6 protein-coding genes are annotated in these 17,558 nt (G+C 46.9%); all 6 read left to right on the top strand.

What is annotated here, in order from left to right; genetic code table 11:
* Positions 1-151 precede the first annotated feature (151 nt).
* The 6 genes from NSQ37_RS16030 (at position 152) to bamA (ending at position 17,522) form a co-directional block, all read left to right on the top strand.
* The gene (locus tag NSQ37_RS16030) at positions 152-1,588 is read left to right on the top strand and encodes a GntP family permease (RefSeq protein WP_020954028.1); all 1,437 of its coding nucleotides are present in this window, start codon (positions 152-154) and stop codon (positions 1,586-1,588) included.
* 24 nt (positions 1,589-1,612) lie between these two features.
* Complete coding sequence (locus NSQ37_RS16025) at positions 1,613-2,314, top strand: CoA transferase subunit A (protein WP_007410135.1); 702 nt, start codon at positions 1,613-1,615, stop codon at positions 2,312-2,314.
* Positions 2,315-2,331: 17 nt separating this feature from the next.
* Positions 2,332-2,994 carry a CoA transferase subunit B gene (locus NSQ37_RS16020; RefSeq protein ID WP_012117682.1) on the top strand — a complete coding sequence of 221 codons (663 nt, stop codon included), beginning with the start codon at positions 2,332-2,334 and terminating at the stop codon, positions 2,992-2,994.
* A gap of 12 nt (positions 2,995-3,006) precedes the next feature.
* Positions 3,007-3,792, top strand: a complete 786-nt coding sequence (locus tag NSQ37_RS16015) for a 3-hydroxybutyrate dehydrogenase (RefSeq protein WP_122504043.1) — start codon at positions 3,007-3,009, stop codon at positions 3,790-3,792.
* A gap of 559 nt (positions 3,793-4,351) precedes the next feature.
* Positions 4,352-5,554, top strand: coding sequence for a bacillomycin D biosynthesis malonyl-CoA transacylase BamD (bamD, locus tag NSQ37_RS16010; RefSeq protein WP_253612942.1), 1,203 nt, complete (start codon positions 4,352-4,354; stop codon positions 5,552-5,554).
* 19 nt (positions 5,555-5,573) lie between these two features.
* Entirely contained in the window at positions 5,574-17,522 is an 11,949-nt protein-coding gene (gene bamA / locus NSQ37_RS16005) for a bacillomycin D hybrid PKS/NRPS BamA (protein ID WP_341124126.1), read from the top strand.
* Positions 17,523-17,558 lie beyond the last annotated feature (36 nt).

The raw sequence follows: 17,558 nt of genomic DNA, 5'->3' as shown, positions 1-17,558 counted from the left end.
AGAGTCTCCCTTTCTTTCGCCAAAACGGAACATTCATCATGATGCACATTTTTTCAGCCTCAGAAACTGTGCAAAACCGGCATGTTTTTTGCTTTATTTTCTCGATTTTTTGTAAGCGCTTACTAATATTAAGCAGAAAAGAGGGGGATTTGTGGACATTGTTATTATTTTATTGGCATTAGGCATGCTGATGTTTGCGGCTTACCGGGGCTTTTCAGTCATTTTATTCGCCCCGATTTGCGCGCTGTTTGCCGTGCTCCTGACAGATCCAAGCTTCGTACTTCCTTTCTTCTCGAATATATTTATGGAGAAGATGGTAGGATTTATTAAGCTGTATTTTCCCGTATTTCTTTTAGGGGCCGTTTTTGGCAAGGTTGTTGAAATATCCGGGCTCGCTGAGTCGATTGCAAAAACAATCGTCAGACTTGTGGGAGCAAAAAGAGCCATTCTCGCCATCGTCTTAATGGGTGCGATTTTAACGTACAGCGGCGTCAGTCTCTTCGTAGCGGTGTTTGCCATTTATCCGTTTGCTAAAAACCTATTTATTAAAGCTGATATTCCCAAGCGTCTGATACCCGGTACGATTGCATTGGGCGCCTTTACATTTACAATGGATGCGCTTCCCGGCACACCGCAAATTCAAAATGTCATTCCGACCGCTTTTTTTAAAACAAACATTTATGCCGCTCCCTGGCTCGGACTGATTGGTGCAGCATTTGTGCTTACGGCCGGAATGATTTATTTAGAATCCCGGCGCAAAAAAGCGGCCAATGCCGGAGAAGGCTATGCTGGATTTCAATCTGAAGTTTCCGCTGCAGAGGAATCCTCTAGTCTGGCTAATGAAACACATACGCCTGTTTTACCGCAACCCAGCCCCGCGCGGCAAGTGCTCGCCTTTGTTCCGCTTATCCTTGTGGGAGTCATGAACAAATGCTTCACGATGTGGCTCCCGCATTGGTACCCTGACGGATTTGATTTTGCGCCGCTCGGGCTAGAAGCGTTCGGGAAGATTGACCTTTCCTCCGTCACTGCGATCTGGTCAGTAGAACTCGCACTGTTCATCGGAATCATGACAACGATTTTGTTCGATTGGAAAAAAGTCCTCTTCAATTTGAAAGAGGGACTGAATGAGGGTATCGGGGGCGCCTTGCTGGCGTCGATGAATACAGGAGCCGAATACGGATTTGGCGGGATCATTGCGGCGCTTCCCGGCTTTAAAATGGTCAGCAGCGGCATATCGCAGACGTTTACTGATCCGCTCGTCAACGGAGCGGTGACGACCACTGCGCTTGCCGGGATTACAGGATCGGCATCAGGAGGAATGGGCATCGCTTTAAGCACGATGTCAGCAGCGTATACAGAAGCAATCAATACATTCCACATCCCGCCGGAGGTCATGCACCGGGTGATCTCGATGGCCTCCGGCGGGATGGACACTCTTCCGCATAATGGCGCCGTCATTACGCTGCTCGCGGTCACTGGGTTGACCCACCGCCAATCCTACAGGGATATCTTTGCCATTACCGTCATTAAAACAGCCGCTGTGTTTGTCATCATCGCCATTTACAGTCTGACGGGCCTTGTGTAGCCAAAACAGAAAGGGGAAACGAATATGGGAAAAGGAAAAGTGATGGACTCTTATCAAGATGCTGCTGCACTGATCAAGGACGGAGACACCCTCATCGCAGGAGGCTTCGGCCTGTGCGGCATTCCGGAACAATTAATTCTCGCGATCAGGGACAGCGGCGTAAAAAACTTGACCGTTGTCAGTAATAACTGCGGTGTTGATGATTGGGGGTTAGGCCTCTTGCTTGCAAACCGGCAGATCAAAAAAATGGTCGCATCCTATGTGGGAGAAAACAAAACCTTTGAACGGCAGTTTTTAAGCGGGGAGCTGGAAGTCGAATTGGTGCCCCAAGGAACGCTCGCAGAAAGAATTCGCGCGGGAGGGGCGGGCATTCCGGCGTTTTACACACCTGCGGGCGTCGGAACATCAGTAGCCGAGGGAAAAGAACATAAGACATTTGACGGACGCACCTATCTTCTGGAGAAAGGGATTACAGGGAACGCCGCCATCGTAAAGGCCTGGAAAGCCGATCCTCTGGGCAACCTGATGTTCAGAAAGACGGCGAGAAATTTCAATCCGCTCGCTGCAATGGCAGGCAAAGTGACGATTGCAGAGGCTGAAGAAATCGTCGATGCCGGAGAGCTTGATCCGGATCAAATTCATACGCCGGGTATTTTTGTGCAGCACGTGCTGCTCGGCGGGATTCATGAAAAACGGATTGAACGCCGCACCGTCCGTCAAGCATGATAAAGGAGGCTGACAGAATGAGAGATAGCAGAAAACGAATGATCAAACGGGCTGTAAAGGAAATTAAGGACGGAATGAATGTGAACTTGGGGATAGGGATGCCGACGCTTGTAGCCAATGAGATACCGAATGATTATAACGTCCTGCTTCAGTCTGAAAACGGCTTGCTCGGGATCGGGCCTTATCCGGCGGAAGGAACGGAGGACCCCGATCTGATCAACGCGGGAAAAGAAACCATCACCGAAGTAAAGGGAGCCTCGTATTTTGACAGTGCCGAATCCTTTGCCATGATTCGCGGCGGCCACATTGATGTAGCGATCCTCGGCGGGATGGAAGTGTCCGAACGGGGAGATTTGGCGAACTGGATGATCCCCGGAAAAATGATCAAAGGAATGGGCGGCGCAATGGACCTAGTTCACGGAGCAAAACGGATTATTGTCATTATGGAGCACGTTAATAAATATGGGGAATCTAAAGTGAGAACGGAATGTACGCTGCCTTTAACCGGCAGGCAGGTGGTCGATCGGCTGATCACAGATTTGGCTGTATTCGATTTTCATGATGGCCGTATGACGCTCACCGAACTGCAGGAAGGTGTAACAATGGAGGAGGTCTTTGAGAAAACAGAAGGTCATTTTACTGTCAGCCAGTCGTTAAAAAACGGGATCAGACCAAAATGAGGAGGTGCCGTCATGCATTCATTGCTTATTGAAAAAACAGCCGTTGTAACAGGTGCAGCAGGAGGAATCGGGCTCGAAATCGCAAAAGAATTCGCCCGTGAAGGAGCAGCCGTCATCATCTCTGATGTAAACGAACAAGCGGGGAAAGAAGCGGCGGCAAGACTGACAGATGAAGGCTGTGAAGCAGTCAGCATCACATGCGATGTAACAAATGAAAAGCAAGTGGCCGACATGCTCCAGACGGTCGAGAAACAATTCGGACGTCTCGATGTCCTTGTGAATAATGCGGGCATTCAGCATGTCGCGCCCATCGAGGAATTTCCCACCGAACAGTTTGAACGGCTCATTCGTCTCATGCTGACTGCGCCATTTATCGCAATGAAGCATGCATTTCCCATTATGAAAAAACAGCAATTCGGTCGAATCATTAATATGGCGTCTGTCAACGGACTGATCGGTTTTCACGGGAAAGCGGCATATAACAGCGCCAAGCACGGCGTCATCGGTTTAACGAAAGTCGGCGCACTTGAAGGCGCGGCTGACGGCATCACCGTCAATGCACTTTGTCCGGGATATGTGGACACTCAGCTTGTCCGCAATCAGTTAAAGGACATTTCCGCAACAAGGAATGTACCGTACGAACGGGTGCTTGAGGACGTCATCTTTCCGCTCGTTCCCCAAAAACGGCTGCTGTCAGTGAAGGAAATCGCTGATTACGCCGTATTTTTGGCCAGCGACAAAGCAAAAGGGGTCACAGGTCAGGCCGTAGTCATGGATGGCGGGTATACCGCTCAATAGTTCTTATACTTTTTAAAAAAACAGCCGCTCTGAACGGCTGTTTTTTTATGCCTGAAAACCTTGCTCACTCAATAGGCCGATTTACTGCGTCAATCGGTATCCGGGCAGGGTCATTCGCATGTTCTGCGGCGTATTTCGTCCTTGCGGATTTTCCCCATCCAGATCCATCTCTTGCGCCACATTTATAAACAAGCGCAATCAGTTTACAATCCTTCACAGATATACAAATGATTTTTTACAATAAACAGAAAATATGTAATTTCTGACACAATAATGCCAATAGCCCTAAAACATATGAAACATGAAGAGCGTGTCCGAAGTGAAGAAGAGCCGGTAACAGGCTCCACCCCGGCTTTCATCATCTCTCTTTAAGACTGATTTTCGGTGAAACCCCCATGTTTTATTTTATGAATAAATATATCTAATTCGTTTGTGAAAACGAACAATAACTCCTCCGAAAGTATTCTATACACATTTGTTATAATCATGCTAGGATGTTAGATAAAGGGATATTTTGTAGGATATTGTATCCCCTGTTCAATATGATCGGAGGAATCTCATGAACAATCTTGCCTTTTTATTTCCTGGACAAGGGTCTCAATTTGTAGGAATGGGCAAACAATTTTGGAATGATTTTGTGCTCGCAAAGAGATTGTTTGAAGAAGCGAGCGATGCGATCTCCTTGGATGTAAAAAAACTGTGTTTTAACGGAGATATGAATGAATTGACAAAGACAATGAACGCGCAGCCCGCTATTTTAACGGTCAGTGTGATTGCTTTTCAAGTGTATATGCAGGAAATAGGGGTGAAGCCCCGCTTCCTGGCAGGCCATAGCTTAGGCGAATATTCAGCGCTTGTCTGTGCCGGCGCCCTTTCTTTTCGGGATGCCGTTACACTTGTAAGGGAGCGGGGAATTCTTATGCAAAATGCAGATCCCCAGCAGCAGGGGGCGATGGCCGCCGTGACTCACCTCTCTCTTCAAACGTTGCAGGAAATATGTTCGAAAGTGTCGACGGAAGACTTTCCGGCAGGTGTAGCCTGCATGAATTCAGAACAGCAGCATGTGATTTCCGGACACCGGCAAGCTGTGGAACGTGTCATCAAGATGGCGGAGGAAAAGGGTGCGGCATACACTTATTTGAATGTTAGTGCGCCTTTTCACAGTTCGATGATACGATCAGCCTCCGAACAATTCCAGACTGTATTACACCGGTATTCCTTCCGGGATGCCGCATGGCCGATCATTTCAAATGTCACCGCGCGCCCTTACAGCAGCGGAAATTCGATCAGCGAACATCTCAAGCAGCACATGACGATGCCGGTTAGATGGACAGAATCGATGCATTACTTGCTTTTACATGGAGTCACAGAAGTCATCGAAATGGGTCCGAACAATGTCTTAGCCGGTCTGCTGAGAAAAACAACGAATCACATTGTACCTTATCCCTTAGGACAGACATCTGATGTTCCCCCGCTTTCCAATTCAGCGGAAAGAAAGAAACATATTGTCCATTTACGCAAAAAACAACTGAATAAATTGATGATTCAATCCGTCATAGCGCGAAATTACAACAAGGATTCAGCGGCTTATTCCAATATGACGACGCCATTATTTACGCAAATCCAAGAGCTGAAAGAGAGAATGAAAAGGCATGAAGACGTGCTTTCAGAACAAGAACTCGAACATTCGATCCATTTATGCAAATTAATTTGTGAAGCTAAACAGCTTCCGGCTTGGGAAGAATTGCGGATTTTAAAATAAAGCGCCCAGGAGGGGACCTATGTATACCAGTCAATTCCAAACCTTAGTAGACGTCATTCGGGAAAGAAGCAATATCTCTGATCGCGGGATCCGTTTTATCGAATCCGATAAAAACGAGACGGTTGTCTCTTATCGCCAATTGTTTGAAGAGGCGCAAGGGTATCTTGGCTATTTACAGCATCTCGGCATTAAGCCGAAGCAGGAAATTGTATTTCAAATCCAAGAAAACAAATCATTTGTCGTTGCTTTTTGGGCTTGTATATTAGGAGGAATGATCCCGGTTCCGGTCAGTATCGGAGAAGATGATGACCATAAACTGAAGGTCTGGCGCATTTGGAATATATTAAATCATCCGTTTCTGATTGCCTCTGAAAAAGTATTGGACAAAATAAAGAAATACGCTGCAGAACACGATTTACAGGATTTCCATCATCAATTAAACGAAAAATCTGACGTCATTCAAGATCAAATCTACGATTACCCCGCTTCGTTTTATGAACCTGATGCGGATGAACTCGCCTTTATCCAATTTTCTTCCGGATCGACAGGAGATCCAAAAGGAGTCATGTTAACGCATCACAACTTAATACATAACACGTGCGCCATTGGGAATGCCCTACACGTTCATTCGAAAGACTCTTTCTTATCATGGATGCCTTTAACGCATGATATGGGGCTCATCGCCTGCCACCTTGTTCCCTTCATAACCGGAATCAATCAAAATCTAATGCCTACAGAGTTATTTATTCGCAGACCTATTCTTTGGATGAAAAAAGCTCATGAACACAAAGCCAGTATTCTATCATCTCCTAATTTCGGGTACAACTACTTCCTTAAATTTCTCAAAAACGAACCAGACTGGGATTTATCCCACATCAAGGTCATCGCAAACGGTGCAGAACCGATATTGCCGGAGCTGTGTGACGAATTTTTGAAAAGATGCGCAGCATTCAATCTGAAAAGATCCGCCATTTTGAATGTTTACGGTTTAGCGGAAGCTTCGGTTGGCGCAGCGTTCTCTAAAATAGGTAAAGAATTCGTTCCCGTTTATTTGCATCGTGACTATTTAAATCTTGGTGAAAGAGCTGTAAAAGTCAGCAAAGAGGATCAAAATTGCGCTTCATTCGTCGAGGTGGGACAACCTATTGACTATTGTCAGCTTCGGATCTCCGATGAAACAAATGAAAGAGTAGAAGACGGAATCATCGGCCATATCCACATCAAAGGAGACAATGTGACGCAAGGGTATTATAACAACCCAGAGAGTACGGAAAAAGCGCTGACTTCTGACGGCTGGGTAAAAACGGGAGACCTCGGATTCATTAGTGAAAGTGGTAACTTAGTCGTAACCGGAAGAGAAAAGGACATTATTTTCGTGAACGGAAAAAATATCTATCCGCACGATATTGAACGGGTCGCGATTGAAATGCAAGAGGTTGACTTAGGTAGGGTTGCCGCCTGCGGTGTATATGATCAAAAGACACAAAGCGGAGAAATCGTGCTCTTTGTTGTTTACAAAAAATCACCTGAAAAATTCGCACCGCTTGTCAAAGAGATAAAAAAACATTTGTACAAGCGGGGCGGCTGGAGCATAAAAGAAGTCCTTCCGATCCGAAAACTCCCTAAAACAACCAGCGGAAAGGTTAAACGCTACGAACTTGCCAGACAGTATGAGGCAGGGAATTTTTCAACAGAGTCTGCCGCTATCAATGAATGTTTGGAGAGCAGCTCGAAAACATCCGGACAGACTCCCATTCATGAAATTGAAACGGAATTAATGTCTATCTTTTCCGAAGTGCTCGATGGAAAAAAGGTTCACCTCGCTGACAGTTATTTTGATATGGGAGCAAATTCATTACAATTATCGCAGATTGCCGAGCGCATAGAACAGAAATTCGGACGCGAGCTTGCCGTTTCAGATCTCTTTACGTATCCTTCTATCACTGATTTAGCGGTATATCTGTCTGAAAGCCGGGCTGAAATCAAGCAGGACGCGGCAGCGAAACCAAGCCATGTGACACCGAAAGATATCGCCATTATCGGGATGTCGCTCAATGTCCCGGGAGCGTCAACGAAAAGTGATTTTTGGAATCTGCTTGAAAAAGGTGAGCACAGCATTCGAGAATACCCCGAATCCCGGCTGAAAGATGCGGCGGATTATTTAAAGTCCATCCAAAGCGAGTTCAATGAGAGTCAGTTTGTGAAGGGCGGCTATTTAGATGAAATCGACCGCTTTGATTATTCGTTCTTCGGTTTAGCTCCTAAAGCGGCTCAGTTTATGGACCCTAACCAAAGACTGTTTTTGCAGTCTGCATGGCATGCGATTGAAGATGCGGGCTATGCCGGCGGCAGCATGAACGGGAGCCGTGTCGGGGTATATGCGGGGTACTCGAAGGTGGGCTACGATTATGAACGTCTCCTTTCTGCGAATTATCCGGAGGAACTTCATCAATATATCGTGGGCAATCTCCCTTCCGTGCTAGCCAGCCGAATCGCTTATTTCTTAAATTTAAAAGGGCCGGCGGTCACAGTGGATACGGCATGCTCCTCATCGCTTGCCGCCGTTCATATGGCATGTAAATCTTTAATGTCCGGCGATTGTGAAATGGCTCTTGCCGGAGGTATCCGAACATCGCTCTTGCCGATCTGTATCGGGCTTGATATGGAATCTTCGGACGGGTACACGAAAACGTTCAGCAAAGATTCAGACGGCACGGGCACAGGTGAAGGCGCGGCCGCAGTCCTGCTAAAACCTTTGCAGGATGCTGTTCGCGACGGAGACCATATTTACGGCGTAATCAAGGGAAGCGCGATGAATCAAGACGGAACAACCGCCGGGATTACAGCACCGAATCCGGCAGCTCAGACTGAGGTCATTGAGACGGCCTGGAAAGACGCGGGCATTGCCCCTGAAACACTGTCTTTCATCGAAGCGCATGGCACCGGAACGAAGCTCGGTGATCCGGTTGAATTTAACGGGCTTTGTAAAGCGTTTGAAAAGTATACGGCAAAAAAACAATTTTGTGCGATTGGTTCTGTTAAATCGAACATCGGTCATTTGTTTGAAGCGGCAGGCATCGTCGGGCTGATCAAATCTGTCCTCATGCTGAATCACAAGAAAAATCCGCCGTTAGCGCACTTTAATGAACCTAATCCGCTCATTCATTTTCACTCTTCACCATTTTACGTAAACCAGGAAGCTGCAGCGTTCACATCCGGTGATGAGCCGCTGCGAGGCGGAGTCAGCTCATTTGGCTTTAGCGGAACGAACGCTCATGTGGTACTGGAAGAATATATTTCTCAAAGTGAGTATGCACCCGAGGATGAACATGGGCCGCACCTATTTGTTTTATCCGCTCATACTGAAAAATCACTCTATGAACTCGCACAGCAGTACCGGCAATATGTATCGGATGACAGCCAAGCTTCCTTAAAGTCCATTTGCTATACAGCCAGTACGGGCAGGGCTCATCTGGATCATGGCATTGCCATGATTGTATCCGATAAACAAGAACTATCGGATAAGCTGACCCGCCTGATTCAGGGAGACAGAAACCTTCCCGGTGTATACATCGGTTACAAGAATATGAAGGAAATGCTGCCTGCTCATAAAGAAGAGCTGAATCAACAAGCAGCCGCTCTGATTAAGCAGCGTTTACGTACGCAAGATGAACGGATCACATGGCTGCATCGCGCAGCCGAATTATTTGTGCAAGGAGCCGTTATCGATTGGCGCGCGCTTTATTCCGGTGAAACTGTACAAAAGACGCCATTGCCCCTGTATCCGTTTGAACGGAGCCGATGCTGGGCTGAAGCTGACCAATTGCGCTTAAACGAGGGCGAAAAGAAAGGAGAAGCGGCATTGAATATCAATCAATCGAAGGCGCACATTGAATCCTTCCTGAAAACTGTAATCAGCAATGCTTCGGGGATCAGGGGAGAGGAACTCGATCTGAATGCTCATTTTATCGGGCTCGGAATGGATTCTATCATGCTGTCACAGGTCAAAAAAGCCATCGCGGACGAATTTGGGGTAGATATCCCGATGGATCGTTTTTTTGATACGATGAACAACCTTCAAAGTGTCATAGATTACTTGGCTGAGACCGTTCCATCGTCCTTTGCATCCGCTCCGCCTCAAGAGAATGTACCGGCGCAGGAAAAACAGGTCATTTCAGAAGCGCAGCCTGAATCGGATCGCAGAGATGGTCATCAAGAGCATACGCTCGAAAAAATAATCGCATCTCAAAATCAATTAATTCAGGATACCTTGCAAGCTCAATTAAATAGTTTTAATTTGTTGAGAAACAGCGGACATCATTCCGATGAGAAAGAATACGCTAAAGCGCAAGAGAAATCAATTCCTTCTGTCGAGCAGGGGCCTCCGACCGTCACTGCAGAAAAGAAAGCGGCTCAAGAAGCGAAACCCTATGTTCCTTTTCAGCCTCAGAACCTGAATGATCAGGGGCACTATACCGCACGGCAAAAACAATACTTAGAAGACTTCATCAAGAAATACGCAGATAAAACGAAAGGTTCCAAACAATATACGGACAACACCCGATTTGCTCATGCAAACAACCGCAATTTGTCCAGCTTCCGTTCGTATTGGAAGGAAATCGTATACCCGATTATCGCCGAACGTTCTGACGGTTCTAAAATGTGGGATATTGACGGAAATGAATATATCGATATCACCATGGGATTCGGGGTTAACCTTTTCGGGCATCATCCTTCCTTTATTACACAGGTTATCGATGATTCAACCCGTTCATCATTGCCTCCGCTCGGCCCGATGTCAGATGTCGCCGGTGAAGTTGCCGACCGGATCCGGACATGTACCGGAGTGAAAAGGGTCGCTTTCTATAATTCCGGAACAGAGGCCGTTATGGTTGCCCTGCGTTTGGCGCGGGCGGCAACAGGAAGAAAGAAAGTTGTGGCGTTCTCGGGATCTTATCACGGCACGTTTGACGGCGTATTAGGGGTTGCCGGCACAAAAGGCGGGGCTGCGTCTGCGAATCCGCTGGCTCCGGGCATACTGCAGAGCTTTATGGATGATTTGATTATTTTACATTACAACAATCCCGATTCGCTGGACGTGATCCGCAGTCTTGGTGATGAATTGGCAGCCGTACTGGTGGAACCGGTACAAAGCCGCAGACCGGATTTGCAGCCGCAGGCATTTTTGAAAGAATTGCGGGCGATCACGCAGCAATCCGGAACAGCTCTGATTATGGATGAAATTATTACCGGATTTCGGATCGGTCTTGGCGGCGCACAGGAATGGTTCGGCATTCAGGCTGATTTAGTGACCTACGGAAAAATCATCGGCGGCGGACAGCCGTTAGGGGTAGTTGCCGGAAAAGCTGAGTTCATGAATGCGATCGACGGGGGTACCTGGCAGTATGGGGACGATTCCTACCCGCAAGACGAGGCGAAACGCACGTTTGTGGCCGGCACCTTCAATACTCACCCGCTTACCATGAGGATGTCATTGGCCGTCCTTCGCCATTTACAAACCGAAGGAGAGCATCTGTATGAGCAGCTTAATCAAAAAACAGCCTACCTGGTCGATGAGCTGAATCGCTGCTTCGAACAAGCGCAAGTGCCTATCCGCATGGTTCGATTCGGTTCTTTATTCCGGTTTGTCTCATCGCTTGATAATGACTTGTTCTTTTACCATCTCAACTATAAAGGGGTCTATGTGTGGGAGGGACGCAACTGCTTCTTGTCTGCGGCGCATACCGCGGATGATATCGAAAATATTATTCAAGCGGTGAAAGACACGGTGGAGGATCTTCGCCGAGGCGGATTTATTCCGGAAGGCCCGGATTCCCCTGATGGCGGAGGCCGTAAAAAGTCCGGGACGCGCGAGCTTTCACCTGAACAAAAGCAGTTGGTTATGGCATCCCATTACGGGAATGAAGCTTCCGCCGCTTTAAACCAGTCCATTATGCTGAAAGTGAAGGGCGAACTGCAGTATACATCATTAAAACAAGCCGTCCGGCATATCGTTGACCGTCATGAAGCTTTACGTACGGTGATTCATCCCGATGACGAGGTACAGCAAGTGCTGGAACGGATGAATATAGATATACCTGTCATTGATTTTACCGGTCACCCGCATGAACATCGGGAGCCGGAAATCCAAAAATGGCTGACAGAAGATGCCAAGCGGCCGTTTCATTTCCATGAACAAAAGCCTTTGTTTAGAATCCATGTGCTTACATCGGCTCACAATGAACATCTGATTGTGCTCACGTTCCATCATATCATTGCCGATGGATGGTCAATCGCCGTTTTTGTTCAAGAACTGGAGAGCAACTACGCGGCAATAGTACAAGGAAAACCGATTTCACCGAAAGAGGCAGATGTTTCGTTTCGCCAATACTTAGACTGGCAGCAGGCACAGATTGACAGCGGCCATTATGAAGAAGGGGTCCGTTATTGGCGGCGTCATTTCTCTGAACCGATACAGCAGCCAATTCTGCCAAGCACAGCTTCTGTCCGTTATCCGAACGGGTATGAGGGAGACCGGTGTACCGTCAGGCTTGGACGGCCATTGAGCGAGGCTTTAAGGTCATTAAGCATTCAGATGAAAAATAGCGTATTTGTGACGATGCTGGGTGCATTTCATCTTTTTCTGCACCGGCTTACCAAACTGTCAGGCCTTGTGATTGGGGTCCCCGCAGCAGGTCAATCGCATATGAAACAGCATGATCTGATTGGAAATTGCGTCAATATGATTCCGGTGAAGAACACGTCTTCTTCAGAAAGCACTTTATCCGGTTATCTTGGCAGTATGAAAGAAAGCGTGAATCTTGCAATGCGGCACCAAGCCGTCCCGATGACACTGGTGGCCAGAGAGCTTCCGCACGATCAAGTGCCGGATATGCGTATTATCTTTAATTTAGACAGGCCTTTTCGAAAACTGCATTTCGGAAAGGCTGAAGCGGAGCCCGTTGCATACCCGGTAAAATGCACCCTGTACGATTTATTTCTGAACATAACAGACGCGCATCAAGAATATGTTCTTGATTTCGACTTTAATACGAACGTCATCAGTCCGGAAATCATGAAAAAGTGGGGAGCGGGTTTTACAACATTGCTGCAAAAAATGGTTGAGGGAGATTCAATCCCTCTTGACGCCATGATGATGTTTTCCGATGAAGAACAGCATGATTTACAAGCACTTTACGCCGAACACCAGAAGCGGATCTCTTCGATAGGAAGCAATACGGCAAATTTTACTGAAGCCTATGAGGCGCCGGTAAATGAAACGGAACGGCAGCTGGCGCGGATTTGGGAGGAACTTTTCGGCCTTGAACGGGTTGGCAGATCAGATCGCTTCCTGGCTCTGGGGGGAAACTCACTCCAGGCAACGCTTATGCTTTCCAAAGTTCAGAAGACATTTCATCAAAAGGTTTCCATCGGACAATTTTTCAATCACCAGACTGTTAAGGAATTAGCACGTTTCATTCAGAACGAAACGAAAGTCGTGCACCTCCCGATGAAGGCTGCCGAGAAAAAAGCGTATTACCCGACATCGCCGGCACAGCAAAGAGTATATTTCCTGCACCAACTAGAACCGGATCAGCTGGCGCAAAATATGTTCGGCCACATATCAATAACAGGGAAGTACGATGAGCAAGCCCTGATCTCATCTCTTCAACAAGTGATGCAGCGGCACGAAGCGTTTCGCACGTATTTCGACATTATAGATGGCGATATCGTTCAGAAACTTGAGAACGAAGTTGATTTTAACGTTCATGTCCGGACAATGAGCCGGGACGAATTTGATGCCTATTCAGACCGGTTTGTAAAACCGTTCCGCCTTGATCAAGCTCCGTTAGTTCGTGCGGAGCTGATCAAGATTGAAAACGAGCAGGCCGAACTGCTCATCGATATGCATCATATCATTTCGGACGGTTATTCCGTCAACATCCTTACAAATGAATTGCTGGCTTTATATCATCAGAAACCATTACCGGACATTGAATTTGAATATAAAGATTTCGCAGAATGGCAAAACCAACGGCTGAATGACGATGCCATGAAGCGGCAGGAGACATATTGGCTGGAACAATTTCAAGACGAAATTCCCATCCTTGACCTGCCGACAGACGGTTCAAAAGCGGCAGAACGGTCTTCTGAGGGACAGCGTGTGACATGCTCCTTACAGCCGGATGTCATCCGTTCGCTTCAAGACTTGGCGCAAAAGGCGGAAACGACTCTCTATACAGTGCTTCTGGCCGCCTATAATGTGCTGCTTCATAAATATACGGGACAAGAAGACATTGTCGTTGGCACGCCTGCATCAGGAAGAAATCATCCGGATATCGAAAAGATCATCGGTATTTTCATACAAACCATCGGAATCCGGACGAAGCCGCACGCCAATGGAACGTTTACGGATTATCTGGAAGAAGTAAAGCGGCAGACGCTTGACGCTTTCGAAAACCAAGACTATCCATTCGACCGGCTTGTGGAGAAATTAAATGTGCAGCGGGAAACAACCGGAAAGTCTTTGTTTAACACGATGTTTGTGTTTCAAAACATTGAATTTCATGAAATCCGGCACAATGAATGTACATTTAAAGTGAAAGAACGAAATCCAGGAGTCTCTTTGTATGATTTGATGCTCACGATCGAAGATGCCGGTCAACAGATAGAGATGCATTTTGATTATAAACCGGGACAATTCACAAAAGACACCATTGAACAGATTACCAGACACTATACCGCCATTTTAAACAGCCTTGTTGAGCAGCCGGAGATGACATTGTCTTCCGTTCCTATGCTGTCTGAAACCGAACGGCATCAACTGCTGACGGAGTGTAATGGCACAAAGACGCCGTATCCGCATAAGGAAACGGTATATCGGTGGTTTGAAATGCAGGCTGAACAGAGTCCCGATCATGAAGCCGTTATTTTTGGCAATGAGCGGTATACGTACAGACAGCTCAATGAACGGGCGAACCGATTGGCGCGGACGTTACGGACAAAAGGCGTACAAGCGGATCAATTCGTTGCCATCATCTGCCCGCATCGGATCGAGCTGATTGTCGGAATTTTGGCTGTTCTGAAAGCCGGCGGCGCATACGTGCCCATTGATCCTGAATATCCGGAAGATCGGATCCAATATATGCTGAGAGATTCAAGAGCGGAGGTTGTGTTGACACAGCGCAGCCTGCTGGATCAATTACCGTATGATGGTGACGTTGTGCTTTTGGATGAGGAAAACTCATACCATGAGGAGCACTCGAATCTTGAATCGGACAGCGATGCGCATGATTTGGCCTACATGATCTATACGTCAGGTTCCACGGGAAATCCAAAAGGTGTACTCATTGAGCATCAGGGGCTGGCTGATTATATTTGGTGGGCGAAAGAGGTTTATGTAAGAGGTGAGAAAACCAACTTTCCATTATACTCTTCCATCTCTTTCGATCTGACTGTGACCTCGATATTTACACCGCTGGTTACGGGAAATACCATCATTGTCTTTGACGGCGAAGACAAAAGCGCTGTGCTTTCTGAGATTATGCGGGACTCAAGAATAGACATGATTAAATTGACCCCGGCACATCTGCACGTCATCAAGGAGATGAATATCGCTGGCGGCACCGCAATACGGAAAATGATTGTCGGCGGAGAAAATTTAAGCACCCGTCTGGCCAAAAGTGTCAGCGAGCAGTTTAAAGGCCGGCTGGACATTTTCAATGAATACGGACCGACGGAAGCTGTCGTCGGATGTATGATTTATCAGTTCGACGCAGAACGGGACAAGCGGGAATTTGTACCGATCGGCACTCCGGCTGCCAACACGGATATTTATGTGGCCGATGCAAGCAGAAACCTGGTTCCGATCGGGGTAATCGGCGAAATATATATCAGCGGACCGGGTGTTGCCAGAGGGTATTGGAACCGCCCGGATTTAACGGCAGAGAAATTTGTTGAAAACCCGTATGTCCCGGGAGCGAAGATGTACAAATCAGGGGATTTGGCTAAGCGATTGAAGGACGGAAATCTTGTATATATTGGGCGCGTTGATGAACAAGTCAAAATCAGGGGACACCGAATCGAGCTTGGTGAAATTGAAGCAGCGATGCATAACGCGGAAGCGGTGCAAAAAGCCGCGGTTACAGTGAAAGAAGAACAAGACGGCTTAAAACAATTATGCGCGTATTACGTAAGCGACAAGCCTATAGCGGCTGCGCAGCTTAGGGAACAATTGTCATCGGGGCTTCCGGACTACATGGTTCCGTCCTATTTTGTCCATCTGGAGCATATGCCGTTAACGTCCAACGGGAAAATAAACCGTAAGGCACTGCCTGCACCAGAATCGAGTCTGCAGCAGACAGCTGAATATGTTCCGCCGGGTAATGAGACGGAGTCCAAACTGACAGATTTATGGAAGGAAGTGCTCGGAATAAGCCATGCGGGGATCAAACATAATTTCTTTGATCTCGGAGGCAACTCCATTCGAGCGGCTGCCTTAGCCGCCAGAATTCACAAAGAGCTGGATGTGAATCTGTCTCTCAAAGACATATTCAAGTTTCCTACCATTGAACAATTGGCTGACAAGGCGTTACACATGGACAAAAATCGATATGTACCGATTCCGGCTGCAAAGAAAATGCCATATTATCCGGTTTCTTCAGCTCAGAGGCGGATGTATTTGTTAAGTCACACAGAAGGCGGCGAGCTGACTTACAATATGACGGGTGCCATGAATGTGGAAGGGACGATCGATCCCGAACGGTTAAACGCCGCTTTCCGAAAATTAATCGCGCGTCATGAAGCGTTGCGTACCAGCTTTGATTTATATGAAGGCGAGCCGGCACAGCGTATTCATCAGAACGTCGACTTTACGATAGAACGAATTCAAGCTAGCGAAGAAGAAGCGGAAGACCGTGTGCTTGATTTCATCAAAGCGTTTGACTTAGCCAAACCGCCGCTGATGCGGGCCGGACTGATTGAAATTGAACCTGCGCGGCACGTGCTTGTGGTGGATATGCATCATATCATTTCTGACGGCGTGTCCGTCAATATTCTGATGAAAGATTTAAGCCGAATCTACGAGGGGAACGAACCGGACCCGCTCTCTATTCAATATAAAGACTTTGCAGTTTGGCAGCAATCGGACATTCAGAAACGGAACATCAAGAACCAGGAAGCGTATTGGCTGGATCAGTTTCACGGTGATATTCCTGTACTGGATATGCCTGCGGATTATGAGCGACCTGCCATACGCGATTACGAAGGCGAATCATTTGAATTTCTTATACCCGAACACTTGAAACAGCGTTTAAGCCAAATGGAAGAAGACACAGGAGCAACACTGTATATGATTTTATTGGCAGCCTATACGATTCTTTTATCCAAATACAGCGGACAAGAAGATATTATCGTAGGAACGCCGTCTGCCGGGCGGACTCATTTAGATGTAGAGCCGGTCGTGGGAATGTTCGTCAATACGTTAGTCATTCGCAATCACCCGGCGGGCCGTAAAACATTTGATGCCTACTTAAATGATGTAAAAGAAAACATGCTGAACGCCTATAAAAATCAAGACTATCCATTGGAAGAATTAATTCAGCATCTGCATCTTCCAAAAGATTCAAGCCGCAATCCTTTATTCGATACGATGTTTGTGCTGCAAAATCTTGATCATGCTGAATTGACTTTCGATTCCCTTCAAATCAAGCCGTATCCATTTCATCATTCAGTTGCCAAATTCGATTTGACCTTGTCGATTCAGGCGGACCGCGACAACTATTACGGACTGTTTGAATATTCGAAAAAACTGTTTAAGAAAAGCAGAATCGAGGTTTTATCAAACGACTACTTACACATCCTATCGGCGATTTTGGAACAGCCAAGCATTCTAATCGAACATATCGGATTGAGCGGCAGCAATGAGGAAGAAGAGAACGCGCTTGATTCTATTCAATTGAACTTTTAGGGAAAAGCATTATTTCTTTAAAATATATAAAATGAG

Origin of the sequence: Bacillus sp. FSL P4-0334, from assembly GCF_038004825.1 — a bacterium.
Taxonomy (GTDB): Bacteria; Bacillota; Bacilli; order Bacillales; family Bacillaceae; genus Bacillus; species Bacillus velezensis.
This window is presented reverse-complemented; position numbering and strand designations above follow the sequence as displayed.